The sequence below is a fragment of the Massilia sp. UYP34 genome (genome assembly GCF_056279385.1).
Map to the genome: position 1 here is coordinate 103419 of NZ_JBWBRF010000001.1, position 24282 is coordinate 127700.

Annotated in this window: 34 protein-coding genes and 1 tRNA gene; 1 reads left to right on the top strand and 34 read right to left on the bottom strand. The window is 62.1% G+C overall.

The window, feature by feature from the left end; translation table 11 throughout:
* Positions 1 to 152: 152 nt before the first annotated feature.
* The 4 genes from ACZ9AQ_RS00465 to ACZ9AQ_RS00480 all read right to left on the bottom strand — a co-directional run bounded on the left by ACZ9AQ_RS00465 (position 153) and on the right by ACZ9AQ_RS00480 (position 6724).
* Positions 153 to 3287, bottom strand: coding sequence for an efflux RND transporter permease subunit (locus ACZ9AQ_RS00465; RefSeq protein WP_429201620.1), 3135 nt, complete (start codon positions 3285 to 3287; stop codon positions 153 to 155).
* Positions 3284 to 4498: an efflux RND transporter periplasmic adaptor subunit gene (locus ACZ9AQ_RS00470; protein ID WP_429201618.1), complete on the bottom strand. Its 1215-nt coding sequence runs from the start codon at positions 4496 to 4498 to the stop codon at positions 3284 to 3286. The genes ACZ9AQ_RS00465 and ACZ9AQ_RS00470 overlap by 4 nt, the downstream gene beginning before the upstream one ends.
* A gap of 130 nt (positions 4499 to 4628) precedes the next feature.
* Positions 4629 to 5999 carry an ATP-binding protein gene (locus ACZ9AQ_RS00475; protein WP_429201617.1) on the bottom strand — a complete coding sequence of 457 codons (1371 nt, stop codon included), beginning with the start codon at positions 5997 to 5999 and terminating at the stop codon, positions 4629 to 4631.
* Positions 5996 to 6724, bottom strand: a complete 729-nt coding sequence (locus ACZ9AQ_RS00480) for a response regulator (RefSeq protein ID WP_429201615.1) — start codon at positions 6722 to 6724, stop codon at positions 5996 to 5998. The genes ACZ9AQ_RS00475 and ACZ9AQ_RS00480 overlap by 4 nt, the downstream gene beginning before the upstream one ends.
* A gap of 195 nt (positions 6725 to 6919) precedes the next feature.
* Here ACZ9AQ_RS00480 and ACZ9AQ_RS00485 point away from each other — a divergent pair, with 195 nt between their 5' ends.
* On the top strand, positions 6920 to 7471 hold the full coding sequence (locus ACZ9AQ_RS00485) for a Spy/CpxP family protein refolding chaperone (RefSeq protein WP_429201614.1): 552 nt from the start codon (positions 6920 to 6922) through the stop codon (positions 7469 to 7471).
* Positions 7472 to 7508: 37 nt separating this feature from the next.
* On the opposite strand, the gene dsbD is transcribed toward ACZ9AQ_RS00485, so the two are convergent.
* From dsbD to ACZ9AQ_RS00635, 30 genes are all read right to left on the bottom strand, one after another.
* Complete coding sequence (dsbD, locus tag ACZ9AQ_RS00490; protein ID WP_429201612.1) at positions 7509 to 9332, bottom strand: protein-disulfide reductase DsbD; 1824 nt, start codon at positions 9330 to 9332, stop codon at positions 7509 to 7511.
* Positions 9333 to 9459: 127 nt separating this feature from the next.
* Positions 9460 to 9855 carry a 50S ribosomal protein L17 gene (rplQ, locus tag ACZ9AQ_RS00495; protein ID WP_005663400.1) on the bottom strand — a complete coding sequence of 132 codons (396 nt, stop codon included), beginning with the start codon at positions 9853 to 9855 and terminating at the stop codon, positions 9460 to 9462.
* Between the two features lie 127 nt (positions 9856 to 9982).
* Positions 9983 to 10960 (bottom strand): DNA-directed RNA polymerase subunit alpha, encoded by a 978-nt coding sequence (locus ACZ9AQ_RS00500; RefSeq protein ID WP_005663401.1) that lies wholly within the window; start codon positions 10958 to 10960, stop codon positions 9983 to 9985.
* Positions 10961 to 11257: 297 nt separating this feature from the next.
* Entirely contained in the window at positions 11258 to 11881 is a 624-nt protein-coding gene (rpsD, locus tag ACZ9AQ_RS00505; RefSeq protein WP_429201609.1) for a 30S ribosomal protein S4, read from the bottom strand.
* Between the two features lie 283 nt (positions 11882 to 12164).
* The gene (gene rpsK, locus ACZ9AQ_RS00510) at positions 12165 to 12569 is read right to left on the bottom strand and encodes a 30S ribosomal protein S11 (RefSeq protein WP_005663404.1); all 405 of its coding nucleotides are present in this window, start codon (positions 12567 to 12569) and stop codon (positions 12165 to 12167) included.
* A gap of 14 nt (positions 12570 to 12583) precedes the next feature.
* Entirely contained in the window at positions 12584 to 12949 is a 366-nt protein-coding gene (gene rpsM / locus ACZ9AQ_RS00515; RefSeq protein WP_429201607.1) for a 30S ribosomal protein S13, read from the bottom strand.
* A 14-nt stretch (positions 12950 to 12963) separates the two neighbouring features.
* Positions 12964 to 13077, bottom strand: coding sequence for a 50S ribosomal protein L36 (rpmJ, locus tag ACZ9AQ_RS00520; RefSeq protein ID WP_005663407.1), 114 nt, complete (start codon positions 13075 to 13077; stop codon positions 12964 to 12966).
* A gap of 37 nt (positions 13078 to 13114) precedes the next feature.
* Positions 13115 to 13333 carry a translation initiation factor IF-1 gene (gene infA, locus ACZ9AQ_RS00525; protein WP_005663428.1) on the bottom strand — a complete coding sequence of 73 codons (219 nt, stop codon included), beginning with the start codon at positions 13331 to 13333 and terminating at the stop codon, positions 13115 to 13117.
* Positions 13334 to 13353: 20 nt separating this feature from the next.
* Positions 13354 to 14688, bottom strand: a complete 1335-nt coding sequence (secY, locus tag ACZ9AQ_RS00530; protein WP_429201602.1) for a preprotein translocase subunit SecY — start codon at positions 14686 to 14688, stop codon at positions 13354 to 13356.
* Positions 14689 to 14716: 28 nt separating this feature from the next.
* Positions 14717 to 15148, bottom strand: a complete 432-nt coding sequence (gene rplO / locus ACZ9AQ_RS00535) for a 50S ribosomal protein L15 (RefSeq protein ID WP_137172335.1) — start codon at positions 15146 to 15148, stop codon at positions 14717 to 14719.
* Between the two features lie 28 nt (positions 15149 to 15176).
* Positions 15177 to 15356 (bottom strand): 50S ribosomal protein L30, encoded by a 180-nt coding sequence (rpmD, locus tag ACZ9AQ_RS00540; protein ID WP_429201601.1) that lies wholly within the window; start codon positions 15354 to 15356, stop codon positions 15177 to 15179.
* 11 nt (positions 15357 to 15367) lie between these two features.
* Entirely contained in the window at positions 15368 to 15886 is a 519-nt protein-coding gene (gene rpsE, locus ACZ9AQ_RS00545) for a 30S ribosomal protein S5 (protein WP_005663437.1), read from the bottom strand.
* A gap of 12 nt (positions 15887 to 15898) precedes the next feature.
* Positions 15899 to 16261 carry a 50S ribosomal protein L18 gene (gene rplR, locus ACZ9AQ_RS00550; RefSeq protein WP_123069946.1) on the bottom strand — a complete coding sequence of 121 codons (363 nt, stop codon included), beginning with the start codon at positions 16259 to 16261 and terminating at the stop codon, positions 15899 to 15901.
* Between the two features lie 11 nt (positions 16262 to 16272).
* Positions 16273 to 16806: a 50S ribosomal protein L6 gene (rplF, locus tag ACZ9AQ_RS00555; RefSeq protein WP_429201598.1), complete on the bottom strand. Its 534-nt coding sequence runs from the start codon at positions 16804 to 16806 to the stop codon at positions 16273 to 16275.
* Between the two features lie 10 nt (positions 16807 to 16816).
* Entirely contained in the window at positions 16817 to 17212 is a 396-nt protein-coding gene (gene rpsH, locus ACZ9AQ_RS00560; RefSeq protein ID WP_123069944.1) for a 30S ribosomal protein S8, read from the bottom strand.
* Between the two features lie 14 nt (positions 17213 to 17226).
* Positions 17227 to 17532: a 30S ribosomal protein S14 gene (gene rpsN, locus ACZ9AQ_RS00565; RefSeq protein ID WP_123069943.1), complete on the bottom strand. Its 306-nt coding sequence runs from the start codon at positions 17530 to 17532 to the stop codon at positions 17227 to 17229.
* Between the two features lie 4 nt (positions 17533 to 17536).
* A complete protein-coding gene (rplE, locus tag ACZ9AQ_RS00570) occupies positions 17537 to 18076 on the bottom strand; it encodes a 50S ribosomal protein L5 (protein WP_005663447.1) in 540 nt (179 codons plus the stop codon).
* 6 nt (positions 18077 to 18082) lie between these two features.
* On the bottom strand, positions 18083 to 18397 hold the full coding sequence (rplX, locus tag ACZ9AQ_RS00575) for a 50S ribosomal protein L24 (protein ID WP_091877211.1): 315 nt from the start codon (positions 18395 to 18397) through the stop codon (positions 18083 to 18085).
* 9 nt (positions 18398 to 18406) lie between these two features.
* Positions 18407 to 18775: a 50S ribosomal protein L14 gene (rplN, locus tag ACZ9AQ_RS00580; protein WP_005663451.1), complete on the bottom strand. Its 369-nt coding sequence runs from the start codon at positions 18773 to 18775 to the stop codon at positions 18407 to 18409.
* A gap of 237 nt (positions 18776 to 19012) precedes the next feature.
* Positions 19013 to 19285, bottom strand: a complete 273-nt coding sequence (rpsQ, locus tag ACZ9AQ_RS00585) for a 30S ribosomal protein S17 (protein WP_005663453.1) — start codon at positions 19283 to 19285, stop codon at positions 19013 to 19015.
* Complete coding sequence (rpmC, locus tag ACZ9AQ_RS00590) at positions 19282 to 19473, bottom strand: 50S ribosomal protein L29 (RefSeq protein WP_123069940.1); 192 nt, start codon at positions 19471 to 19473, stop codon at positions 19282 to 19284. Before rpmC ends, rpsQ begins: the two co-directional genes overlap by 4 nt.
* 12 nt (positions 19474 to 19485) lie before the next feature.
* Positions 19486 to 19905 carry a 50S ribosomal protein L16 gene (gene rplP / locus ACZ9AQ_RS00595; protein WP_005663456.1) on the bottom strand — a complete coding sequence of 140 codons (420 nt, stop codon included), beginning with the start codon at positions 19903 to 19905 and terminating at the stop codon, positions 19486 to 19488.
* A gap of 2 nt (positions 19906 to 19907) precedes the next feature.
* Positions 19908 to 20735: a 30S ribosomal protein S3 gene (rpsC, locus tag ACZ9AQ_RS00600; RefSeq protein WP_123069939.1), complete on the bottom strand. Its 828-nt coding sequence runs from the start codon at positions 20733 to 20735 to the stop codon at positions 19908 to 19910.
* An 11-nt stretch (positions 20736 to 20746) separates the two neighbouring features.
* Positions 20747 to 21079 (bottom strand): 50S ribosomal protein L22, encoded by a 333-nt coding sequence (gene rplV / locus ACZ9AQ_RS00605; RefSeq protein ID WP_170976705.1) that lies wholly within the window; start codon positions 21077 to 21079, stop codon positions 20747 to 20749.
* Positions 21076 to 21351, bottom strand: a complete 276-nt coding sequence (gene rpsS / locus ACZ9AQ_RS00610) for a 30S ribosomal protein S19 (RefSeq protein ID WP_123069938.1) — start codon at positions 21349 to 21351, stop codon at positions 21076 to 21078. Before rpsS ends, rplV begins: the two co-directional genes overlap by 4 nt.
* 9 nt (positions 21352 to 21360) lie before the next feature.
* Complete coding sequence (gene rplB / locus ACZ9AQ_RS00615; RefSeq protein ID WP_429201594.1) at positions 21361 to 22188, bottom strand: 50S ribosomal protein L2; 828 nt, start codon at positions 22186 to 22188, stop codon at positions 21361 to 21363.
* Entirely contained in the window at positions 22188 to 22505 is a 318-nt protein-coding gene (rplW, locus tag ACZ9AQ_RS00620; RefSeq protein WP_123069936.1) for a 50S ribosomal protein L23, read from the bottom strand. Before rplW ends, rplB begins: the two co-directional genes overlap by 1 nt.
* The gene (rplD, locus tag ACZ9AQ_RS00625) at positions 22502 to 23122 is read right to left on the bottom strand and encodes a 50S ribosomal protein L4 (protein WP_005663467.1); all 621 of its coding nucleotides are present in this window, start codon (positions 23120 to 23122) and stop codon (positions 22502 to 22504) included. The genes rplW and rplD overlap by 4 nt, the downstream gene beginning before the upstream one ends.
* A gap of 2 nt (positions 23123 to 23124) precedes the next feature.
* The gene (gene rplC / locus ACZ9AQ_RS00630) at positions 23125 to 23781 is read right to left on the bottom strand and encodes a 50S ribosomal protein L3 (RefSeq protein WP_290420458.1); all 657 of its coding nucleotides are present in this window, start codon (positions 23779 to 23781) and stop codon (positions 23125 to 23127) included.
* A gap of 273 nt (positions 23782 to 24054) precedes the next feature.
* Positions 24055 to 24131: transfer RNA gene (locus tag ACZ9AQ_RS00635), tRNA-Val, on the bottom strand.
* Positions 24132 to 24282 lie beyond the last annotated feature (151 nt).

Here is a 24282-nt window from a genome sequence, read left to right on the forward strand (position 1 = left end):
CAGTCTAACTGTTTTGCGGCGCCGACGCATCACGCGCGCCGCCTCGCCTTCCCATCCCGGGCGTTGATGGTTGTTACCAAATGTTTCCGGCCGCCAGTATCGGACAGTGCAGCTTCCAATACTGGCGGCCGGTCGGCGCACGTGGTGGCCGCTCAGGCCGGGTGCACGGGGTGGACCGGCGCCGCCGGATGCGCCACGTGCTCCTGGTCGGCCTTCGCGATCTGCTCGTCGGTCATCGGGCCGGTGCCGCTGTAGCGGTCCAGGTACAGGTAGATCACCGGGGTGATGTACAGGGTGATGACTTGAGAGAAGATCAGGCCGCCGCACACGGCCAGGCCCAGCGGCTGGCGCAGCTCGGCGCCGGCACCGATGCCCAGCGCGATCGGCAGCGCGCCCATCAGCGCCGCCAGGGTCGTCATCAGGATCGGGCGGAAGCGCAGGATGCAGGCTTCGCGGATCGCCTCTTGCGGACTCATGCCCAGGTTGCGCTGGGCGTCGAGCGCGAAGTCGATCATCATGATCGCGTTCTTCTTGACGATGCCGATCAGCATCAGGATGCCGATCATGGCGATCAGCGTCAGGTCCTTGTCGAAGACCCACAAGGTGATCAGCGCCCCGACGGCGGCCGACGGCAGGCCGGCCAGGATGGTCAGCGGGTGGATATAGCTCTCGTACAGCACACCCAGCAGCACGTAGATGACGCCGACTGCGGCGATGATCAGGATCAGCTGGCTCGATTGCGTGTCCTGGAACACGGCGGCGTCGCCGCCATAGGTCGCGATGACCGAGGCCGGCAGCTTCATGGCGCGGCCCATGTCTTCGATGGCGGCGGTGGCGTCGCCCAGCGGCACCCCCGGCGCCAGGTTGAACGACAGGGTGATCGCCTGCAGCTGGCCCTGGTGGTTGACCTGCAGCGGGCCGACCGTGCGGCGCACCGAGGCGATGCTGGAGAGCTTGACCAGCTCGCCGCTCTTGGAGCGCACCGAGACCCGCGACAGCGCCTCGTCGTAGTAGCGGTCGCTCGCGGCCGCTTCCAGGATCACGTAGTAGCTCGCCGCCGTCGAATAGATGGTCGAGACCTGGCGTTCGCCGAACGAGGCGTACATCACGGTGCGGATGTCGTCCATCTCCACGCCCAGGAGCGCCGCCTTGTCGCGGTCGATGTCCACGGTCGCCTGCAGCGCCTTGTTCTGCGAGTCGCTGTTGACGTCGCGGAAGCGCTCGTCCTTGCGCATGCCTTCCAGGAATCGCTCGGCCCAGCCATTGATCTCGCCGCCCGACACGCTCTGCAGCGTGTACTGGTAGCGCGCCTTGCTCTGGCGCCCGCCCAGCTGCAGGTTCTGCTGCGGCGACATGAAGACCTGCACGCCCGGCACCGCGCGGGTGGCCTTGCGCAGGTCGTCGATCACCAGGTCCATCGGCGGACGTTCGCCGCGGTCTTTCAGCACCAGGAACATGCGGCCGGTATTGCCGCCGCCGCTGAACGAGGTCGTGTCCTTCACGTAGGGATTGGCGCGGATGATGTCGACCACCTTGCCCTGCAGCTCGGCCAGCGCCATCGACGAGGTGTCTTCCGACGCTTCGACCATCACGCGGATCTGGCCGATGTCTTCTTCAGGGAAGAAGCCCTTCGGCATGGTGGAATACAGCACGCCGGTCAGCACGAAGGTGCCCAGCGCCAGCATCAGCACCACGAACCGGTGGCGCAGCGCCAGGTCGAGGGTGCGGCCATAGCCGTTGCGCACCCGGGTGAAGCCGGCTTCGAAGCGGCGGCCGATCCACGACATGTCTTTCGGCTCGACGTGGCCGCCATCCTTGAGCAGGCGCGAGCACAGCATCGGCACCAGGGTCAGCGAGACCAGTGCCGAAACCAGCACCGCCAGGCCGACGATCACGGCGAATTCGCGGAACAGCAGGCCGATCACGCCCGGCATGAAGAAGATCGGGATGAACACCGCCACCAGCGAGATCGAGATCGAGATGATGGTGAAGCCCACCTCGCGCGCGCCGATGAGGGCCGCGGCCATCGGCTTCTTGCCCATCTCCATATGGCGCACGATATTTTCGAGCACCACGATCGCATCGTCGACCACCAGGCCGACCGCCAGCGTGATACCGAGCAGCGAGATGTTGTCCAGGCTGTAGCCGAGCCAGTACAGCAGCGACAGCGCGCCCAGCAGCGAGATCGGCACCGTCACCGCCGGGATGAAGGTGGCCGCCGCGCGGTGCAGGAACAGGAAGATCACCAGGATCACCAGCAGCACGGTGCCGCCCAGGGTCAGGTTGACGTCGTGGATCGCTTCGCGGATCGACAGCGAGCGGTCGTTGACCAGCTCGATCTTGATAGATGCAGGTAGTTGCCCCTCAAAGCGTGGGATCAGCGCCCGCACCGCATCGACCACCTGCACGGTGTTCGCGTTCGGCTGGCGCTGCACCATCAGCGAGATCGAGCGCTCGCCGTTCAGGCTGCCCATGGCCTTGACCGACTGGTAGCTGTCCTGCACGTCGGCGATGTCCCGCAGGCGCACCGGCAGGCCGTCGCGGGTGGCGACGATCAGGTTGGCGAAGTCGGCCGCCCGCATCAGCTGGCCGCCGCCCTGGATGGTCAGCGCCTGGGTCGGGCCGTCGAGGATGCCCAGCGGCGTGTTCGAGTTGGCCGCGCGCAGGGCCGCCGCCAGCTCGTCCATCGAGATGTTGCGGGCGTTCATCAGGTCGGAACGGGCGCGCACGCGCACGGCGAAGCGCTTGCCGCCGTTGATCGAGACTTGCGAGACGCCTTGCACGGTCGAGATCGCCGGCGAGATCAGGTTTTCGGCGTAGTCGTTCAGCTCCGACAAGTCCATCGACGGCGAGGTCAGGTGCATGAACAGGATCGGGGCGTCGGCCGGGTTGACCTTGCGGTAGGACGGCATCTCGGTCATCTCGAGCGGCAGCCGGCGCTGGGCCACCAGCAGGGCCGCCTGGACGTCCACCGCCGCCTTGTCGACGTCGATCTCGTTATCGAACTCCAGCACGATATTGGTGTCGCCCTGGGTGCTGGTCGAGGTGATCAGCTTGATGCCGGCGATGGTCGAGAACTGCTTCTCGAGCGGCAGCGCCACCGAGGACGCCATCGTCTCGGGGCTGGCCCCGGCCAGGTTGGCGTAGACGTTGATGACCGGCGTGTTATAGCTGGGCAGTGCCGCGACCGGGATCTGCATGTACGACAGGATGCCGACCAGCACCAGGCTGAGCGACAGCAGCACCACCATCACCGGACGGCGGATACACAGTTCGGACAGATTCATGCCTGCTCGCCCTGCTTGGTTGGCGCTGGCGCGGGGGCCGGCGCGGCCGGCCTGGCGCCCTGCCCTGCCAGGCGCACCTTGCCGCCCGGACGCAGGTTCTGCTTGCCCTCGGTGATGACCCGTTCGTCGCCATTCAGGCCGGTGACGGCGGCGCGGTCGCCGAAGGCGTAGACGCGCTGCACCGGCACCTGGCGCGCCGAGTCGCCCTCGCCCAGCACATAGACGAAGGTGCCGTTGGATGCCGTGATGATGGCGCTCTGCGGGATCACCACCGCATTCTTCAGCGTTTGCACCACCACGTTGGCGGTCACGTACTGGCCCGGCCACAGGGTGGTGTCGCGGTTGGCGAACTCGCCCTTCACGCGGATGGTGCCGGCCTGCGGATCGACCGCGTTGTCGATGAAGCTCAGGCGGCCGACCACCGGTGGGGTCTCTTCCTTGCCGCTGCCGGCGCCGTTGCCCGCGCCGTTGCCCTGGTTGACGCGCACTTCGACGTTGCCCTGCTTCTGCGCCGCCAGCAGCGGGCCGAGGGTCGATTCCGGCAAGGTGAACGACACGTTGATCGGGTCGAGCTGGGTGATGGTGGTGAGCGAGGTGCTCATCTGCACCAGGGTGCCCGGATGGACGTCGATGGCGCCGACCCGGCCCGTCATCGGCGCCCGGATCGTGGTGTAGCTGGCGCTCACGCGCGTGGCGCGCGCCGCCGCCTGGTTCGACTGCACCAGGGCGCGCTGGGCTTCGACCTGGCTGAGCAGGGAGTCGAGCGCGCTCTGGGCCAGGAAGTTCTGCGCCACCAGTTCCTGGCTGCGCTTGTACTGGCGCTCGAGGTCGGCCAGGGTGGCCGAGTCGCGCGCCACTTGCGCTTCGGCGCGGGCGACGTTGGCCAGGTCGGCGCGGTCGTCGAGCGAGAACATCAGCTGGCCTTCCTTGACGAACTGGCCTTCGCGGATATGCACGGCGCGGATCGTGGTGACGGTCTGGGGATGCAGGTTGACGGTGCGCACCGGGGTCACGGTGCCGTTGGCGAACAGTTCGACGCCGACGTCGCGCCGCTCGGGCGCGACCACGTTGACGGTCACCGGCGGCTGGCCGCCCGGCCCCCGGCCCGCGCCTGCCTCCGCCTTGGCGTCGTTACCCTGGTTCATGTACCAGCCGCCAGCCACGACCAGCGCCGCAATTCCGGCGATGACGCCGACATTCTTCTTCTTCATTCTTGTCCCTTGCCGCCCATTGTCGGCGACTCCATCATTGATCGTGGCGGCCCTGCCGCTTGCCCTGGATGAGGGCGCCGCATTGTCCCACAGTGTTGTTACCGCTTGGTGTATTACGTTTGGCGCTTCGCTATTTGCTGACCAATTTGTTCGGATAGTAGGCCGGCAGCATCAAGGTCACTTCCAGTCCCCCTTCCGCATGGTTGGTCAGGGTGATGGTGCCGCCATGCTGCTCGGTGACGTTGCGTGCGATCGTCAGCCCCAGGCCGGTGCCGCCCGATTCGCGCGAGCGCGAGGTCTCGACCCGGTAGAACGGGTCGAACACCCGTCCCAGTTCGCTCCTCGGAATGCCCGGCCCGCTGTCGCGGATGCGCACCCGTGCGGCGCCGTTGACGCGGTCGACACAGACGCGCGCATCGCGGCCGTACTTCACCGCGTTGTCGATCAGGTTGCCCAGGCAGCGGCGCAGGTCGAGCGGCCGGCCCAGCACCGCCATCGTGGCCTTGCCCTGCAGCGTGACTTCCTGGCCGGCGTCGCTGGCGTCGGCGCACACCGCCTCCAGCAGCGAATCGAGGTCCAGCATCTGCATCGCCTCGGTGGTGTCCATGCTGCGCGCCAGCACCAGGCCTTCGCGCACCATTTCCTGCATGGCCGACAGGTCGCCGATCAGGCGTTCCTGCAGTTCGCCGTCGGCCACCTTCTCGAGCCGCAGGCGCATGCGCGTGAGCGGCGTCTGCAGGTCGTGGGTGATCGCGGCCAGCATCTGCGTGCGCTGGAAGATGTACTGGCGGATGCGCGCCTGCATCGCATTGAAGGCGGCGCTGGCCTGGCGGATCTCGCTGGCGCCGGTGAGGTCGAGCGGCGGGCGGTTGATGTCCTGCCCCAGGTCTTGCGCGGCCTGGGCCAGCTGCTTGAACGGCCGGGTGGTCATGCGCGCCACCAGGTAGGCCAGCACGGCGATGCTGATCATGAACAGGGCCACCAGGACGCGCAGGTCGGTGTCGCCGTCCCGGACCAGGCGCGGCGGCAGCACCGACAGGCGCAGCTCGGCGCCATCGCGCAGGTGCACGTTGAGCGATTCGCAGGCGCCGCCATAACCCATGCTGAGCAGCCCGTACATCATCGGCACGCGCTGTGCGGTGTCGCAGGCGGCCGGGCGGGCCACGACCGATTCGACCCGGTAGCCCTTGCCCAGGCGCGATGCCAGCTGGCGGGCGAAGGTCGTGGCCGGGGCCGGGGCCGGCTGGGTGTCGCTGACTGCGAGCTCCAGGCCGGGACGGTTGGCGACCTCGAGGTAGATCGAGCGCGCCTCGGCCGGCACGATCTCGGTGGCCATGATCAATTGCTCAGCGCGCTCCAGCCGGTGCTGGTCGAGCTGGCGCTCCCAGTCGCGCCAGCGCTGGTAGTCGGCCGCCAGCTGGGTCAGCGCGGCCGAGATCCACACGCCCAGCAGCAGCGTCAGGAACACCCGGCCCGTCATCGACCCGAAGAAATCCTTCACGCTGCCGGCTCCACCGTCACCTGGCCGGCCAGCACGTAGCCACCGTTGCGGACCGTCTTGATGATCTGGGGCATGCGCGCGTCCTCGCCCAGCTTCTGGCGCAGGCGGCTGATCTGGATGTCGATCGAGCGGTCGAACGGGTCGGCGTCGCGGCCTTGGGTGAGGTTGAGCAGCTGGTCGCGGTTGAGCACGCGGTTGGGGTGCTCGAGGAACACGCGCAGCAGGCGGAATTCAGCGCCCGACAGCATGATCACGATGCCGTCCGGGTTGAGCAGGTGGCGCGCGGTGAGGTCGAGCGTCCAGCCCGAGAAGCGCATCTGCTGCACGTTCTCGGACGGCGTGTTGGACGGCATGGCGTGCGAGCGGCGCAGCACGCTGCGGATGCGCGCCAGCAGTTCGCGCGGCTCGAAAGGCTTGGGCAGGTAGTCGTCGGCGCCCATCTCGAGGCCGAGGATGCGGTCCAGCGGCTCGTTGCGGGCGGTCAGCATGATGACCGGCAGGGTCGAGGTGGCGCGCAGCTTGCGGCACAGCGTCAGCCCGTCGTCGCCGGGCATGTTCAGGTCGAGCACGATGAGGTCGGGGCGGGTTTCGTCGAGCGCCTTCCACATCGCGTTGCCATCGGCGGCGGCCAGCGTCCGGTAGCCGTTCGACTCGAGGTAGTCGGCCAGCAGGCTCCGGATGTCGCGGTCGTCGTCGACGATCAGAATCGTAGAGGGAGTATCCATAACCTCAATTATCCGAGTTTATGCATAGCCCGGACGAGCATTTTGTATCGCTGTGTATAAGCAAATAGGCCCGAAACATATTGATACAATGTCCGAGACAGGGGAAACCCCGCGGTTACAGTTTGTGCGCAAGATGGGAACCGTGCAGCGAGCGTTTCGGATGCACGTCAACCAGACTCTCACAAAGGAAGAACCATGAACACCCTCCGCAAGAACCTCGTGATCGCTCTTACCGCTGCCGGCCTGGCTTGCGCCACTGTCGGCGTCCAGGCCCAGACCGCCGCCCCCGCCGAAGGCCGGCCGGCCCTGACGGCCGAGCAACGCCTGGCCAAGAAGGCCGAATGGCAGGCCAAGGCCGGCGAACGGCGCGCGAAGATGGAACAGAAGCGCGCCGAACGCCAGGCCAAGCTGCGCGACGCGCTCAAGCTCAATGCGCAGCAGCAGCCGGCCTGGGACGCCTTCGTGGCCAGCATGGCGCCGCCAAATAAAGGCGAGCGCACCGGCCGTCCCGACCGCGCCGCCTGGGCCAGCCTGACTGCCCCGCAACGCATGGAGAAGCAGATCGCGATGCAGAAGGAGCGCACCGCGCGCATGGAGGCGCGGCTGTCGGCCCTGAACAGCTTCTATGCCCAGCTGACGCCGGAGCAGCGCAAGACCTTCGATGAGCAGGCCAAGCACCGCAAGGGACCGCGTCACCACGGTCACCATGGCCATCACGGCCAGCACGGCCAGCGCGCGAACGCGTGAGCCAGCGCCGGCAGGGTTGGCGGCGCTGCCGCCGACCTTACCGTTGCAGCCGCTGCAGCGACGCCAGGAACTTCTCCGCGTTCTGGAAGCCGATCACCCGGCTGTCCGGGATTTCGTTGCCGGCGCCATCGAACAGGATGATGCCCGGCGGCCCGAACAGCCCGAAGCGCTTGAGCATGGCCTTGTCGTCGGCGTCGTTGGCCGTCACGTCGACCTGCAGCAGCACGGTATCGGCGAGCTTTTCCTGCACGGCCGGATCGACGAAGGTGAACTTTTCCATCTCCTTGCACGACACGCACCAGTCGGCGTAAAAATCGAGCATCACGGTCTTGCCGGCGTTGGCCGCCAGCGCGGCGTCGAGCTGGTCCACGGTCTTGATGCGGCTGAACGCCAGAGCGTGGTCCTGCGGCGCGCCGCCCAGGTGCGCCAGCGGCGCCCAGGCGTCGCGCCCGCCGCTGGCGATGCCCACCAGCTGGGTCGCTCCCAGCACCGCGAACGCCGCGCCGAAGGCCATCGCCGCCCAATGGCGGGTATGGCGCAGCAGATAGAAGCCATACCCCAGCAGCAGCGCCGCCCACAGCAGCATCTGGGCCGCGCCCGGGATCACCGGCGCCACCAGCCAGATCGCCATCGCCAGCATCAGCACGCCGAACAGGCGCTTGACCGACTCCATCCACGGCCCCACCCGCGGCAGCAGCGTTCCGGCCGACAGGCCCACCAGCAGCAGCGGAATGCTCATCCCCACCGCCATCGAGAACAGCGCCGCGCCGCCGATGAAGACGTCGCGCGTCTGGCTGATGTAGACCAGGGCGCCGGCCAGCGGCGCCGCCACGCAGGGACCCACGATCAGGGCCGAGATGGCGCCCATGATGAATACGCCGAGCAGCTTGCCGCCCTGCTGGCTGTTGGATACCTGCGTCAAGCGGGTCTGCAAGGTGTTAGGCAGTTGTAACTGATAGAAACCGAACATCGACAGCGACATGGCCACGATCAACAGCGCGAAGGCGCCCAGCACCCAGGGATTCTGCAGCGCGGCGGCCAGGCCTTCACCGGCCAGGCCGGCGGCGACGCCGAGCAGGGTGTAGACGATCGCCATGCCCAGCGAATACGCCAGCGACAGCGCGAAGCCGCGCGAACGGCTCACGTGCTTGCCCTCGCCCACGATGATCGATGACAGGATCGGCACCATCGGCAGCACGCAGGGGGTGAACGCCAGGCCCAGGCCGAGCAGGATGAAGGCCGGCACGATGGCCAGCAGGCTGCCGCCGCCGAGGATGCCGGCGATGGTCGACAGGTCCGATTGCGGCGCAGCGGCAGCCGCTGCCGGCGTATCGGCCAGCGATGCGGACGACGGCGTCGACATGCCGCCCTGCGTCGCAGCGCCCCCGATCGGCAGGCCGGACGCGGGCGGCGCGCCACCCGCGCCGAGGTTGACGCTGTGCTCCTGCGGCGGATAGCACAGGCCGGCGTCGGCGCAGCCCTGGCTGGTGGCCGTCAGCGTAAACGGACCGGTGCCCTCGACCGGGATCCGGATGACCAGGGTGCCGGCATGGGTCTCGAGATCCTTCTCGAAGGTCGGGTCGTACTTCACCTTGCCCGGCGGGACCTGCGGCTCGCCCAGCGTGACGCCGGCGCCGCTGGCCCGGAACGCGAAGCGCTCGCGGTACATGTAGTAGGCGGGCGCGATGGTGTAGGTGATCTCGGCGGTCTGCGGGTCCGCCATGCGCGCGTCGAAACGGAAGGCGACGGCGGGATCGAGGAAGTCCTGCTCGGCGCGGGCGGGCAGCGCGGTAAACAGGGCGAGGACGGCGAATAGCGTCAGGCAGGCCTGCAGCAGGCGGCGGGCGGAAAATCGAACCATGGTCTCTCGTGGAAGTTACTGCACCGGGCATGGTACACCGCCTGCCCGCTTCGCGCCGGAACTCATCCTTGGCAGGGACGAAAAAAAACCAGGCGCGAGGCCTGGTCTTTTTTGCGGTGACAGTCGATTACTCGGCGGTCGGTGCTTCTTCAGCCGAGGTGACTTCTGGACGGTCCAGCAGTTCGACGTAGGCCATAGGCGCATTGTCGCCAACGCGGAAGCCCATCTTCAGGATACGCAGGTAGCCGCCGTTGCGGTTGGCGTAGCGCGGACCCAGTTCAGCGAACAGCTTCTGGACCATTTCGCGGTCGCGCAGGCGAGCGAAGGCCAGGCGCTTGTTGGCCAGGGTGTCGGTCTTGCCCAGGGTCAGGATCGGTTCGATGACGCGACGCAGTTCCTTGGCTTTCGGGACGGTGGTCTTGATGGCTTCGTGACGCAGCAGCGAAACAGTCATGTTGCGCAGCATTGCCAGACGGTGGGACGAGGTACGGTTCAGTTTACGAAGGCCGTGACGGTGACGCATGGTATTTCCTTTCGGTGTTTTCTAAATCCAGTTCTTCGATCGTTCACACTTGCGCATGACCGCGGACCGGTTCAAGGTTGAATCCGCCCGAACACTGTGCCCGGGCGGGGTACTGCAGAACTTCTGATTACTTTTCCAGGCCGGCTGGTGGCCAGTTCTCGAGTTTCATGCCCAGGGTCAGGCCGCGCGAAGCAAGGACTTCCTTGATTTCGTTGAGCGACTTGCGGCCCAGGTTCGGCGTCTTGAGCAGTTCGTTTTCCGAACGCTGGATCAGGTCGCCGATGTAGTAGATGTTTTCTGCTTTCAGGCAGTTGGCCGAACGGACGGTCAGTTCCAGGTCGTCGACCGGACGCAGCAGGATCGGATCGACCAGCGGTGCGCGCGACGGCGCTTCGGCGGCGGCTTCGGTGCCTTCCAGGGCGGCGAACACGTTCAGCTGGTCGACCAGCACGCGCGCCGACTGGCGGATCGCTTCTTCCGGGGTGATGACGCCGTTGGTCTCGATGTTGATGATCAGCTTGTCCAGGTCGGTACGCTGTTCGACACGGGCCGATTCCACGGCGTACGACACGCGGCGCACCGGCGAGAACGATGCGTCCAGGATGATGCGGCCGATGGTCTTGTTGGTGTCTTCCGACAGGCGACGGACGTTGCCCGGCACGTAGCCGCGACCCTTCTCGACCTTGATCTGCATGTCCAGCTTGCCGCCTGCGGTCAGGTGGGCGATGACGTGGTCAGGGTTGATCAGTTCGACGTCGTGCGGCAGGTCGATGTCCGAAGCCAGGACGGCGCCTTCGCCTTCCTTCTTCAGGGTCAGGGTGACGGAATCGCGGTTGTGGACTTTGAAGACCACGCCCTTCAGGTTCAGCAGCAGGTCGACGACGTCTTCCTGCACGCCATCCAGCGACGAATATTCATGCACGACACCAGCGATCGTCACTTCGGTCGGCGCGTAGCCCACCATCGACGACAGCAGGACGCGACGCAGTGCGTTGCCGAGAGTGTGGCCATAGCCACGCTCGAACGGCTCCATCACGACTTTCGCGTGGCCGGCGCCCAGTGCTTCGACGTCGATGATACGTGGCTTCAACAAACTATTTTGCATGAATGAGTCCTTTTCAATACCCTCGGCTCGTTACACCGATAAGGCTGATGGCTTTATAGAGAACGCCTGCACAATGGCAGGCGGGTAAAACGATTCTGTGCGACAGGAATGATGAAAACTTCGATCCGGGGATTGTCTGTCCGCTGCAAGGCCGATCCTTGATCGCTGCGCTTGCACCACCACCACCATGTCGTTCCCGCGGAGGCGGGAACCCAAGTTTGCAACTTCGGATGCAGAACTTGGGTCCCCGCCTTCGCGGGGATGACAAATCGAGCGGCGCGCCGCTCGATTTGTCAATTAACGCGAGTACAGTTCGACGATCAGCGCTTCGTTGACGTCGGCAGCGATTTCGTTACGCTCCGGGAACGAACGGAAGGTGCCTTCCAGCTTCTTCGCGTCGACCGAGACCCAGCTCGGGAAGCCGATTTGTTCGGCCAGCGACAGCGCTTCAGCGATACGCACTTGCTTCTTGGCTTTTTCACGAACAGCGATGACGTCGCCGGTCTTGACCTGGTACGACGCGATGTTCACGACGTTGCCGTTCACGGTGAAGGCCTTGTGGCTCACCAGCTGGCGTGCTTCGGCGCGGGTCGAGCCGAAGCCCATGCGGTAAGCGACGTTGTCCAGGCGCGATTCCAGCAGCTTCAGCAGGGTTTCGCCGGTGTTGCCCTTGCGGCGGTTCGCTTCGGCGAAGTAGCGGCGGAACTGACGCTCCAGCACGCCGTAGATACGCTTGACCTTCTGCTTTTCGCGCAGCTGGTTGCCGTAGTCCGAGGTGCGGGCGCCCGACTTGACGCCGTGCTGGCCTGGCTTGACGTCCAGTTTGCACTTCGAATCGAGCGAGCGACGTGCGCTCTTCAGGAACAGGTCGGTGCCTTCACGGCGCGACAGTTTTGCTTTTGGTCCGATATAACGTGCCACGTTAGATTTCCTTTAATATTTGATCACGCCCCAGAGACGCATGGGCAAACCCCATGCACCCAGGCGCTAGTCCGGCTCTGCATGAGGCCAGACGTGGCTTACAACATCGCCCGCCATCAGGGATGGCAGGCGACAAGAGCCGGGCAGTATAACCCATTTCTGGGCAACTGCACCGGCGTTCTCGTAAAACACAACGGGGCGTGCGCCCCGTGCGTCGTGTTCCAGACACGGACCGGGCCGGGAAACGCCAGGCGGCGCTCCGATTGCCCGATGTCCCGATGTCTTAGATACGGCGACGCTTCGGCGGACGGCAGCCGTTGTGTGGAACTGGGGTAACGTCCTGGATCTCGGTGATCTTGATGCCGAGGTTGTTCAGAGCGCGCACAGCCGATTCACGGCCTGGGCCTGGGCCCTTGATGCGCACTTCCAGGTTTTTCACGCCCGATTCCTGAGCGACCTTGCCTGCAGCTTCGGCAGCGACCTGAGCCGCGAACGGGGTCGATTTGCGCGAACCCTTGAAGCCGGCGCCACCGGAGGTTGCCCACGACAGGGCGTTGCCCTGGCGGTCGGTGATGGTGATGATCGTGTTGTTGAACGAAGCGTGCACGTGGGCGATGCCCTCGGCAACGTTCTTCTTCACTTTCTTGCGCACACGTGCTGCTGCTGCGCTGCTTTGTTGCTTGGCCATAGTCGGTTCCTAGATTATTTCTTGAGCGATTGAGCTGCCTTGCGCGGACCTTTACGGGTACGAGCATTCGTGCGGGTACGCTGACCACGGACCGGCAGGCCCTTACGGTGACGCATGCCGCGGTAGCAACCCAGGTCCATCAGACGCTTGATGTTCATGGACAGCTCGCGGCGCAGGTCACCTTCCACGACAAACTTGCCGACTTCGTCGCGCAGCTTCTCGAGTTCGTTATCGTCCAGGTCCTTGACCTTCTTGGTGGTCGCGATACCGGTTGCGTCGCAGATCTTCTGCGAGCGCGGACGGCCAATACCGTAGATAGCCGTCAGGCCGATAACGGTGTGCTGATGATTTGGGATGTTAACCCCTGCAATACGTGCCATTCGTTATTCCTCGATTAACCTTGACGCTGCTTGTGACGCGGCTCGACGCAGATCACACGGACCACGCCTTTGCGCTTGATGATCTTGCAGTTGCGGCAGATCCGCTTGACTGAAGCGTTAACTTTCATTTTGCACTCTCTTCGGTTCGTTTACTTGATGATGTTTTTACTTGGTGCGGAACACGATGCGGGCCCGGGACAGGTCATACGGAGTCAACTCCACCGTCACCTTGTCACCCGGGAGAATGCGGATATAGTTCATCCGCATTTTACCCGAGATATGCCCCAGGACCACATGGCCGTTTTCCAGCTTTACGCGGAACGTCGCGTTTGGGAGATTCTCGAGGATCTCCCCTTGCATTTGGATGACGTCGTCTTTTGCCATTCGCTCTATGCACTCCCCGCTTATCGCGTAGGAACTCCACCCTTGAAGTTAGCCTTACGCAGCAGGGAATCATATTGCTGCGACATGACGTAGTTCTGCACTTGTGCCATGAAGTCCATCGTCACCACCACGATGATCAGGAGCGACGTGCCACCGAAGTAGAAGGGAACCTTCCACTGCGCGGTCATGAACTCCGGCACCAGGCACACCAGGGTGATATAGACTGCACCGGCCAGGGTCAGGCGCATCAGGATCTTGTCGATATAGCGCGCGGTCTGCTCGCCCGGACGGATGCCCGGAACAAACGCGCCGCTCTTCTTCAAGTTGTCCGCCGTTTCCTTGCTGTTGAATACCAGCGCGGTGTAAAAGAAGCAGAAGAACACGATCGCCACCGCATACAGCAACGCGTGGATTGGCTCGCCTGGCGCCATCGACGCCGCCAGATCCTTCAGGAACCCGATCACGGGGCCGGACGAATCCTTGCCGCGCGTGAACCAGTCGACGATCGTCGCCGGGAACAGAATGATCGACGACGCGAAGATCGGCGGGATCACGCCTGCCATGTTCAGCTTCAAGGGCAGGTGGCTGGTTTGGCCACCGTAGATCTTGTTGCCGACCTGGCGTTTGGCGTAATTGACCAGGATCTTGCGCTGTCCGCGTTCCACGAACACCACCGCATACGTCACCGCAGCCACCAGGACCACGATCAGGATGGCCGAGAAGCTGCCGATCGAGCCGTTCGAGACCAGGGTGAACAAGCCGCCCAGGGCCGAAGGCAGACCTGCTGCGATGCCGGCGAAGATGATGATCGAAATGCCGTTGCCAAGACCACGCTCGGTGATCTGCTCGCCCAGCCACATCAGGAACATGGTGCCGGTCAGGAGGGTCACCACGGTCACGAAGCGGAACGCCAGACCTGGGTCGATGACCAGGCCAGGCTGCGCCTCGAGCGCGACTGCGATGCCGAACGCCTGGAACAACGCCAGTGCCACCGTGAAGTAACGGGTGTACTGGGTGATCTTGCGGCGGCCGGCCTCGCCCTCTTTCTTCAACGCCTCGAGTTGCGGCGAGACGATCGATGCAAGCTGCATGATGATCGAAGCCGAAATGTAAGGCATGATGCCGAGCGCGAACACGGTAAAGCGGGACAAGGCGCCACCCGAGAACATGTTGAACATGCCCAGGATGCCGCCCTCGTTCTGCTTGAACAGCGCAGCGAGCTGCACCGGGTCAATCCCGGGAACCGGGATGTGAGCACCGATGCGGTACACGACCAATGCGCCAAGCAAAAACCACAGCCGGCCCCAGGGGAATCCGGAAGCGGCGCTTTTACCAAGTTGTGAATTAGTCGCCAATTTTTGCTCCGATCAGGCAGCGGCCGCTTTACGCGACCGAGCCGCCAGCTGCTTCGATCGCTGCTTTCGCGCCAGCGGTCGCTTTCAGGCCCTTGAGGTTCACCGCTTTGGTGATCTCGCCGGACAGGATGACGCGCACGTCGCGAGCCACGACCGACAGGATGCCTGCCTGCTTGAGCACCAGGATGTCGACGTCGCCGACAGCCAGGTTGTTCAGGTCGGACAGACGCACTTCAGCCTTGAAGGTGGCGTTCAGCGATTTGAAGCCGCGCTTTGGCAGACGGCGCTGCAGAGGCATCTGACCGCCTTCGAAGCCGACTTTGTGGAAGCCGCCCGAACGCGATTTCTGACCCTTGTGACCACGGCCGGCAGTCTTGCCCAGGCCGGAGCCAATGCCGCGACCAACACGACGCTTGTAGTGCTTGGCGCCGTCAGCTGGTTGAATGGTATTGAGTTCCATTGATTTCTCCGTTCGCAAGCCCGAGGGCTTACGAAACAACTTTCACGAGGTACGAGACTTTGTTGATCATGCCACGTACGGCTGGGGTGTCTTGCAGCTCGGAGACCGAGTTGACGCGACGCAGGCCCAGGCCGCGCACGGTGGCACGGTGGTCTTGACGGGTACCGATCAGGCCCTTGACGAGCTGAACTTTAACGGTGTTTGCCATGTGAGTTCTCCTTAACCGACGATGTCTTCGACCGACTTGCCGCGCTTGGCAGCGATGTCAGCCGCGGTGCTCATCTTCGACAGGCCGTCGAGAGTTGCGCGCACCAGGTTGTAAGGATTCGACGAACCGGTCGACTTGGCGACCACGTCGGTCACGCCCATCACTTCGAAGATAGCGCGCATTGCGCCACCAGCGATCACGCCGGTACCAGGCTTCGCTGGCATCATCATGACGCGCGAGGCGCCGTGACGACCGGACACGGTGTGATGCAGGGTACCGTTCTTGAGTGGCACCTTGATCAGGTTGCGGCGGGCTTCTTCCATCGCTTTTTGCACGCCGACTGGAACTTCCTTCGACTTGCCCTTGCCCATGCCGATGCGGCCATCGCCGTCACCGACAACGGTCAGCGCTGCAAAACCCATGATACGACCACCCTTGACCACTTTGGTCACGCGGTTGATCGCGATCATTTTTTCGCGCATGCCATCATCCGGCTTGTCGCTTGCCATTTTCGCTTGCATTTTTGCCATGACGATTCTTCCTTAGAACTTCAGACCGGCTTCACGCGCGGCTTCCGCCAGCGCCTTCACCCGACCGTGGTAACGGAAACCCGAGCGATCGAACGCAACTTCGGTGATTCCTGCTTTCAGTGCTTTTTCTGCGACGCGCTTGCCAACCAGGGCAGCTGCTGCAGCGTTGCCGCCAGCGCCGGTCTGGCCAGCCAGTTCGGCGCGCACTTCCGCTTCCAGGGTCGAAGCCGACACCAGTACTTTTGCGTCCGGGCTGATCAGGTTCGCGTAGATGTGCAGGTTGGTGCGGTGAACCGACAGACGGTTCACACCCAGCTGGGCGATCTTGATGCGGGTCTGACGGCCACGACGCAGACGGGATTGTTTCTTGTCCATGTCTGCTCCGATTATTTCTTCTTGGTTTCTTTAAGCTTGACCACTTCGTCCGAATAACGGACGCCCTTGCCCTTGTAAGGCTCAGGGGAGCGGTAAGCGCGAACTTCGGCGGCAACCTGGCCGACCTTTTGACGATCGATACCCTTGATCAGGATCTCGGTCGGGGTCGGGGTCGCTGCGGTGACGCCTTCAGGCATCGCGTGCAGGACCGGGTGCGAGAAGCCCAGCGACAGGTTCAGGGCGTTGCCCTGCACTGCTGCCTTGTAGCCCACGCCGACCAGGTTCAGCTTCTTCTCGAAGCCCTTGGTGACGCCGGTGACCATGTTGTTGACCAGTGCACGCAGGGTGCCCGACATGGCGTTCGATTCACGCGAATCGTCGATCACGTCGAAGGTCAGCGTGCCATTGTTGTTTTCCACTTTGACCAGGCCGTTCAGGGCTTGGGTCAGGGTGCCCAGCGGGCCCTTGACGGTGATCGACGACGCGTTGATCGCGACTTCGGCACCGGCTGGGACTGCGATTGGCATCTTAGCTACTCGAGACATCGTCTACTCCTTAAGCCACGTAGCAAATCACTTCGCCACCGACACCGGTAGCGCGTGCTTTGCGATCAGTCATGACGCCTTGCGGAGTCGACACGATTGCCACGCCCAGGCCGTTCATGACGGTTGGGATCTCGTCTTTGCCCTTGTAGATACGCAGGCCAGGACGGGACACGCGCTCGAGGCGCTCGATGACCGGACGGCCAGTGTAATACTTCAAACCGATTTTCAGTTCCGATTTGCCGTCAGCCGACGACACTGCGAAATCTTCAATGTAACCCTCGTCCTTCAGGACGTTGGCAATGGCAACCTTGACTTTCGACGACGGCATTGCGACCGTGGTTTTCTGAACAACTTGTGCGTTGCGAATGCGGGTCAGCATATCGGCGATAGGATCGCTCATACTCATTGCATATTCTCCTATTACCAGCTTGCTTTGGTCATACCCGGAATTTCGCCCTTCATGGCGAATTCGCGGAGTTTGGTACGTGCCAGACCGAATTTACGGAAAGTGCCACGTGGACGGCCAGTGATGGCGCAGCGGTTACGCTGACGGGTCGGTGCCGAGTTACGCGGCAGCGCCTGCAGCTTCAGGCGCGCTTCGTAACGTTCTTCTTCCGACTTCGACTGGTCGTCGATGATTGCTTTCAGAGCTGCACGCTTCGGGGCGAATTTCTCCACCAGGTCTGCACGCTTCTGTTCGCGGTTAATCAGTGCAAGTTTTGCCATGCTCTTAGTTCCTGAACGGGAATTTGAAGGCGGCGAGCAGCGCTTTGGCTTCTTCGTCGGTCTTAGCAGTCGTGGTGATCGAGATGTTCATGCCGCGCAGTGCATCGATCTTGTCGTAGTCGATCTCTGGGAAGATGATCTGCTCTTTGACACCGATGTTGTAGTTGCCACGACCATCGAACGATTTGCCGCTCACGCCACGGAAGTCACGCACGCGTGGCAGGGCCACGGTGATGAAACGGTCCAGGAATTCGTACATGCGGGCGCCGCGCAGGGTCACCATCGTGCCGATCGGGTAGCCTTCGCGGATCTTGAAACCTGCGATTGCCTTGCGAGCCTTGGTCACGACTGGCTTCTGGCCAGCGATCTTGGTCAGGTCGCCGGTGGCGTGCTCGATGATCTTCTTGTCAGCGACTGCTTCCGACAGACCCATGTTCAGGGTGATCTTGGTCAGACGCGGCACTTCCATCACCGACTTGTAACCGAATTTCTCGGTCAGCTCGGCAACGACTTTGTCTTTGTAAATTGCTTGGAGACGGGCCATTTCTTCTTACCCTTTCACTACTTCGCCGCTCGACTTGAAGACGCGGACTTTTTTGCCGTCCTGGTCTTTGAAGCCAACGCGATCTGCCTTGCCGGTCGCAGCGTTGAACAGCGCGACATTCGACACGTGAATCGGCATAGTCTTGTCGACGATACCACCAGTAACACCGGTCATCGGGTTAGGCTTGGTCGCTTTCTTAGCGACGTTGACGCCTTCGACGATGACGTGTTCAGCGTCTACACGCTTCTGAACGACGCCACGCTTGCCCTTGTCCTTACCGGCCAGAACGATGACTTCGTCGTTTTTACGAATCTTATCCATGTCGAATCCTTACAGAACTTCAGGTGCCAGCGACACGATCTTCATGAACTTTTCAGTGCGCAGTTCGCGCGTGACTGGTCCGAAGATACGGGTACCGATTGGCTCCAGCTTGGCGTTCAGCAGGACAGCGGCATTGCCGTCGAACTTGACCAGGGAACCATCCTGGCGGCGCACACCTTTGGCGGTACGCACAACCACGGCATTGTAAATTTCACCCTTTTTGACGCGGCCACGTGGGGCTGCGACTTTCACGGTGACCTTGATGATGTCGCCAATGCTCGCGTAACGGCGCTTCGAGCCACCCAACACCTTGATGCACAGAACTTCCTTGGCACCGGTGTTGTCGGCTACTTCGAGCCGGCTTTCGGTTTGAATCATAGTAGTTTCTTTCCCAACTTAAGCCGTAGAAAACCCCACGGAGAACCGTGGGCCTGCGGTCAGTCTTGGTCCCGCCATGACGCCCCTGCTGGAGCCCCATGTTTGGGTGATTGGACTTTCCAAATACACTTTCGTTACAGGCCGCTGTACCGCGGGGGATAACTGCGGCAACACATGAACGAAGCCCGCTAGTATCCCAGATACCAGCGGGCCACGCAAGACAAATTTTATGGGTACTTACAGTACCTGTGCGACTTGCAACACTTTGGTCACAGTCCACGCCTTCGTCTTCGAGATCGGACGACCTTCTGCGATCTCGACGGTGTCACCGATTTTCGCTTCATTCGCTTCGTCGTGCGCGTGATACTTGTTCGAGCGCACGATGATCTTGCCGTACAGCGGGTGCTTGACGTGACGTTCGATCAGGACGGTTACCGTCTTGTCCATTTTGTCGGACACGACTTTACCGACCAGCGTACGCTTCAGCGCCGTTTTAGTGGTGTCGTTCATTTGGCTTCCTTCGTGTTCATCACAGTCTTCACACGCGCGATATCGCGACGTACTTTCTTCAGCTGCGAGGTGTTACCGAGCTGCTGGGTGGCGACTTGCATGCGCAGACCGAATTGGGCCTTCAGCAGCTCGTTCAGCTCCTTCTGCAGCGCTTCCTGGTCTTTGCCGCGGAGTTCCGATGCTTTCATATTCAACTCCTGTTATTGGCCAACTTGGCGAACCACGAAAGTGGTAGCCAGTGGCAGTTTGGCAGCGGCCAGGCGGAACGCTTCGCGCGCCAGTTCTTCAGCGACGCCGTCCATCTCGTACAGGACTTTGCCTGGCTGGATTTCAGCGACGTAGTACTCTGGGTTACCCTTACCGTTACCCATACGGACTTCGGCCGGCTTGTTCGAAATCGGCTTGTCCGGGAAGATACGGATCCAGATACGACCGCCACGTTTGATGTGACGGGTCATGGCGCGACGTGCCGCTTCGATCTGGCGTGCGGTGATACGGCCGCGGGCAACTGCCTTCAGACCGAACTCACCGAACGAGACCGCGGTGCCGCGGGTGTGCGAAATGCCGGTGTTACGGCCCTTCTGCTCTTTACGATACTTCCTGCGCGATGGTTGCAGCATGCTTATTCTCCTGCTTTCTCAGCGGGTGCAGCGGCAGCCGGGGTCGCCAGCTTGACAGCTGGACGAGCGCGCACGGTTGGCGCGGCAGCTGGACGTGCACCGCCGGCTGGACGTGGACCGCGCGATGGCTTGCCGTCGTCACGACGTGGGCCGCGTGGCTTCTTCTCATCTGGCGGGGTGTCGATGACTGGTGCTTCGCCGGTGACCGAACGGTCGCCCTTGTAGACCCAGACCTTGACGCCGATGATGCCGTAGGTGGTCGATGCTTCGCTGGTGCCGTAGTCGATATCGGCGCGCAGGGTGTGCAGTGGCACACGGCCTTCGCGATACCATTCGGTACGTGCGATTTCGATGCCATTCAGGCGGCCCGACGACATGATCTTGATGCCGACGGCGCCCAGGCGCATTGCGTTTTGCATCGCACGCTTCATGGCGCGACGGAACATGATGCGCTTTTCGAGCTGCTGCGAGATCGAATCGGCGATCAGCTGCGAATCGATCTCTGGCTTGCGGATCTCTTCGATATTGACGTGCACAGGCACGCCCATGATCTTGGCCAGCGAGGTCTTCAGCACTTCGATGTCTTCGCCTTTTTTACCGATCACGACACCAGGACGCGACGAGTAAATGGTGAAGCGTGCATTCTTGGCAGGACGCTCGATGACGATGCGGCCGACCGAAGCGTTCTTCAGCTTCTTTTTCAGGAAAGCGCGGGCTTCCAGGTCTTCCTGCAGCATCGAAGCGAAGTTGCCGTTACCAGCATACCAGCGCGATGCCCAGTTACGGGTGACCGCCAGGCGGAAGCCGGTTGGGTGGATTTTCTGACCCATCGTATGACTCCTTAGTTACCGACAGTCACGTAAACGTGACAGGATTGTTTAGAAATGCGATCACCGCGGCCTTTTGCACGTGCAGTAAAGCGCTTCAGGATCGGGCCCTTTTCGACATAGATCTGAACCACTTTCAGTTCGTCGATGTCGGCGCCATCGTTGTGTTCCGCGTTGGCGATCGCCGACTCGAGAACCTTCTTGATGATGGTCGCGCCTTTTTTCGGGCTGAATTGCAGAATGTTGAGTGCTGCGTCAACTTTCTTGCCACGAATCAGATCGGCGACCAGGCGGCCTTTTTGTTCCGAAAGGCGCACGCCTTTGAGGATTGCTTTAGTTTCCATTATCGTTTCGCCTTCTTGTCAGCGGCGTGGCCCTTGAACGTACGGGTCAGCGCGAATTCGCCGAGCTTGTGGCCGACCATGTTCTCCGACACGTACACAGGCACGTGCACTTTGCCGTTGTGCACGGCGATCGTCAGACCGATGAAGTCTGGCGAGATCGTCGAGCGGCGCGACCAGGTTTTGACTGGCTTCTTGTCTTTGGTCGCTTGCGCGGTCTCGACTTTTTTCACCAGGTGGGCGTCAATGAACGGCCCTTTTTTCAATGAACGAGTCATTTTTTATCCTTATTTCTTGCCGCGGCGCGAAACGATCATCGACGACGTGCGCTTGTTCGAACGCGTACGCTTGCCCTTGGTCTGCTGGCCCCATGGCGACACTGGGTGACGACCGGCTGCAGTTTTACCTTCACCACCACCGTGCGGGTGATCGACCGGGTTCATGACCACACCGCGGACGGTAGGACGAACACCGCGCCAGCGCATCGCGCCAGCCTTACCGATCTTGCGCAGGCTGTGTTCGGCGTTGCCGACTTCGCCAACGGTTGCACGGCACTCGATGTGCACGCGACGGACTTCACCCGAGCGCAGGCGAACCTGGGCGTAGGTGCCTTCACGGGCCATCAGCACGACGCCGGCGCCGGCGGTACGGGCCATCTGGGCACCCTTACCTGGCAGCATTTCGACGCAGTTCATCACGGTACCGACCGGGATGTTGCGGATTGGCAGGCAGTTACCGGCCTTGATCGGCGCTTCCGAGCCGTTCATGACGCTGTCGCCGACAGCCATGCCCTTGGTGGCGATGATGTACTGACGCTCGCCGTCCGCGTAGCACAGCAGTGCGATGTGCGCGGTACGGTTCGGGTCGTATTCGATACGCTCGACCTTGGCAGGAATGCCGTCCTTCTGGCGCTTGAAGTCGACCAGACGGTAGTGCTGCTTGTGACCACCGCCTTTATGGCGGGTGGTGATGTGACCGTTGTTGTTACGGCCGGCAGTTTTCGATTTCTTTTCAACCAGGGCTGCGAGCGGACGGCCTTTGTACAGGCCTTCGGTCACAACTTTCACCATGCCACGACGGCCTGGGGAGGTTGGCTTCATCTTTACGAGTGCCATTATTTAGCCTCCTCGACAAAATTGATTTCCTGGCCTGGCTTCAGGCACACGAAAGCACGCTTGGTGTGGTTGCGACGGCCGGTGAAACGGCCCGAACGCTTTTGCTTGCCTTCGCGGTTCACGGTTTGCACCGATTCCACTTCGACCTTGAACAGCATCTCGACGGCAGCCTTGATTTCTGGCTTGGTCGCGTCAGGCAGGACCTTGAACACGATCTGCTCGTTCTTTTCCGCAACGAAGGTAGCCTTCTCGGAAATGATCGGAGCCAGCAGCACCTTCATCAGGCGCTCTTCGCTGAATTTGATTGCGGCGCTCATGCGTACATCTCCTCGATCTTGGCCAGAGCAGCTTTCGTGACCAGGACTTTTTTGTAGAACACCAGCGACATCGGATCAGCGTGCTTCGGCTCGACGACCAGCACGTGCGGCAGGTTGCGCGATGCCAGTTCGAGGTTCTCGTCGATGGTGTCGGTGATCACCAGGACCGATTCCAGACCCATGGTCTGCAGTTTTTGCGACAGCAGCTTGGTCTTTGGAGCTTCGATCGACAGGTTCTCGACCACGTTCAGGCGGCCTTCGCGAGCCAGTTGCGAGAAGATCGAGCAGATACCTGCACGGAACATCTTCTTGTTGACTTTGTGCGAGAAGTTCTCGTCCGGGGTGTTCGGGAAGATACGACCACCGCCACGCCACAGAGGCGACGACGACATACCAGCACGAGCGCGGCCGGTGCCTTTCTGGCGCCATGGCTTCTTGGTCGTGTGGTGGACTTCTTCACGGTCCTTCTGCTTGCGGTTGCCGCTACGTGCGTTGGCAGCGTAGGCGACGACGATCTGGTGGATCAGGGCTTCGTTGTATTCACGACCGAACACTTCGTCGGTTGCTGCAACGTTGGCGCCAGCTTGACCTTGCTCATTCAGGAGCTTCAGTTCCATGCTTACGCTCCTTTCTTGGCTTTGGTTTTGACAGCTGGCTTGACGACCACTTGGCCGTTCTTCGCGCCAGGAACGGCACCCTTGATCAGCAGCAGCTGACGCTCGGTGTCGATACGCGCGACTTCCAGGTTCTGCGTGGTGACGGTAACGTCGCCCATGTGACCGGTCATGCGCTTGCCTGGGAACACGCGGCCTGGATCCTGGGCCATACCGATCGAGCCAGGAACGTTGTGCGAACGCGAGTTACCGTGGGTCTGACGACCCGAGGCGAAGTTGTGACGCTTGATGGTACCGGCGTAGCCCTTACCGATCGAGGTGCCTTGCACGTCGATTTTCTGGCCCACTTCGAACATCGAAGCATCGATGGTGTCACCGGCTTTGAGTTCGGCGGCTTTGGTGGAATCGATGCGGAATTCCTTCAGCATCGTACCGGCTTCGACGCCAGCTTTGGCGTAGTGACCGGCGGCAGCCTTGTTCACGCGCGAAGCGCGACGCTGACCGTAGACGACCTGAACTGCGGTGTAGCCATCAGTTTCAGGGGTTTTGACTTGTGCGACACGGTTGTTCGACACGTCCAGCACAGTGACAGGGATCGAATCGCCGTCATCCGTGAAGATACGCATCATGCCAACCTTGCGACCGAGGAGGCCCAGGCTCATTTTTTCTCCATTCCCACCTACGATTGGGCGGGGGTAGTTGAACTACTAAAAAATATGGGCAAAAAAGACAGGCCCATACCGAAGCCGGCTAGTATAGCGCGCAAAAGGCTTCGGCGCAACAGGAAAAATCGGAGTCAAATCCGGCCTGTTGCGCTTTTCGCAGTCACTGGAGAAAGAAGAATCCGCTCTAGCCGAGCGGCACAGAAAAGGCGCACCGCTGCGCCTTTTCTCTACAGGCTACGACCATTGCTGGGAGCCTGCGATCTGGAAGTCTGGTGGGCGGTGCAGGATTCGAACCTGCGACCCCTTGGATGTCGACCAAGTATTCTAACCAGCTGAACTAACCGCCCGGGGAGCCGAATTATACGAGCTGGGCTTCAAGTTTTGCAATAGTTTTTTTCGCGTGCTCGTCAATTTCCGTTCATGTCTCCACGGCGGCGCCGGGGACGCCCAGGCGAATCGCGGGTTGAAGATGACGCCTCGAAATGCTATTGTACAAAT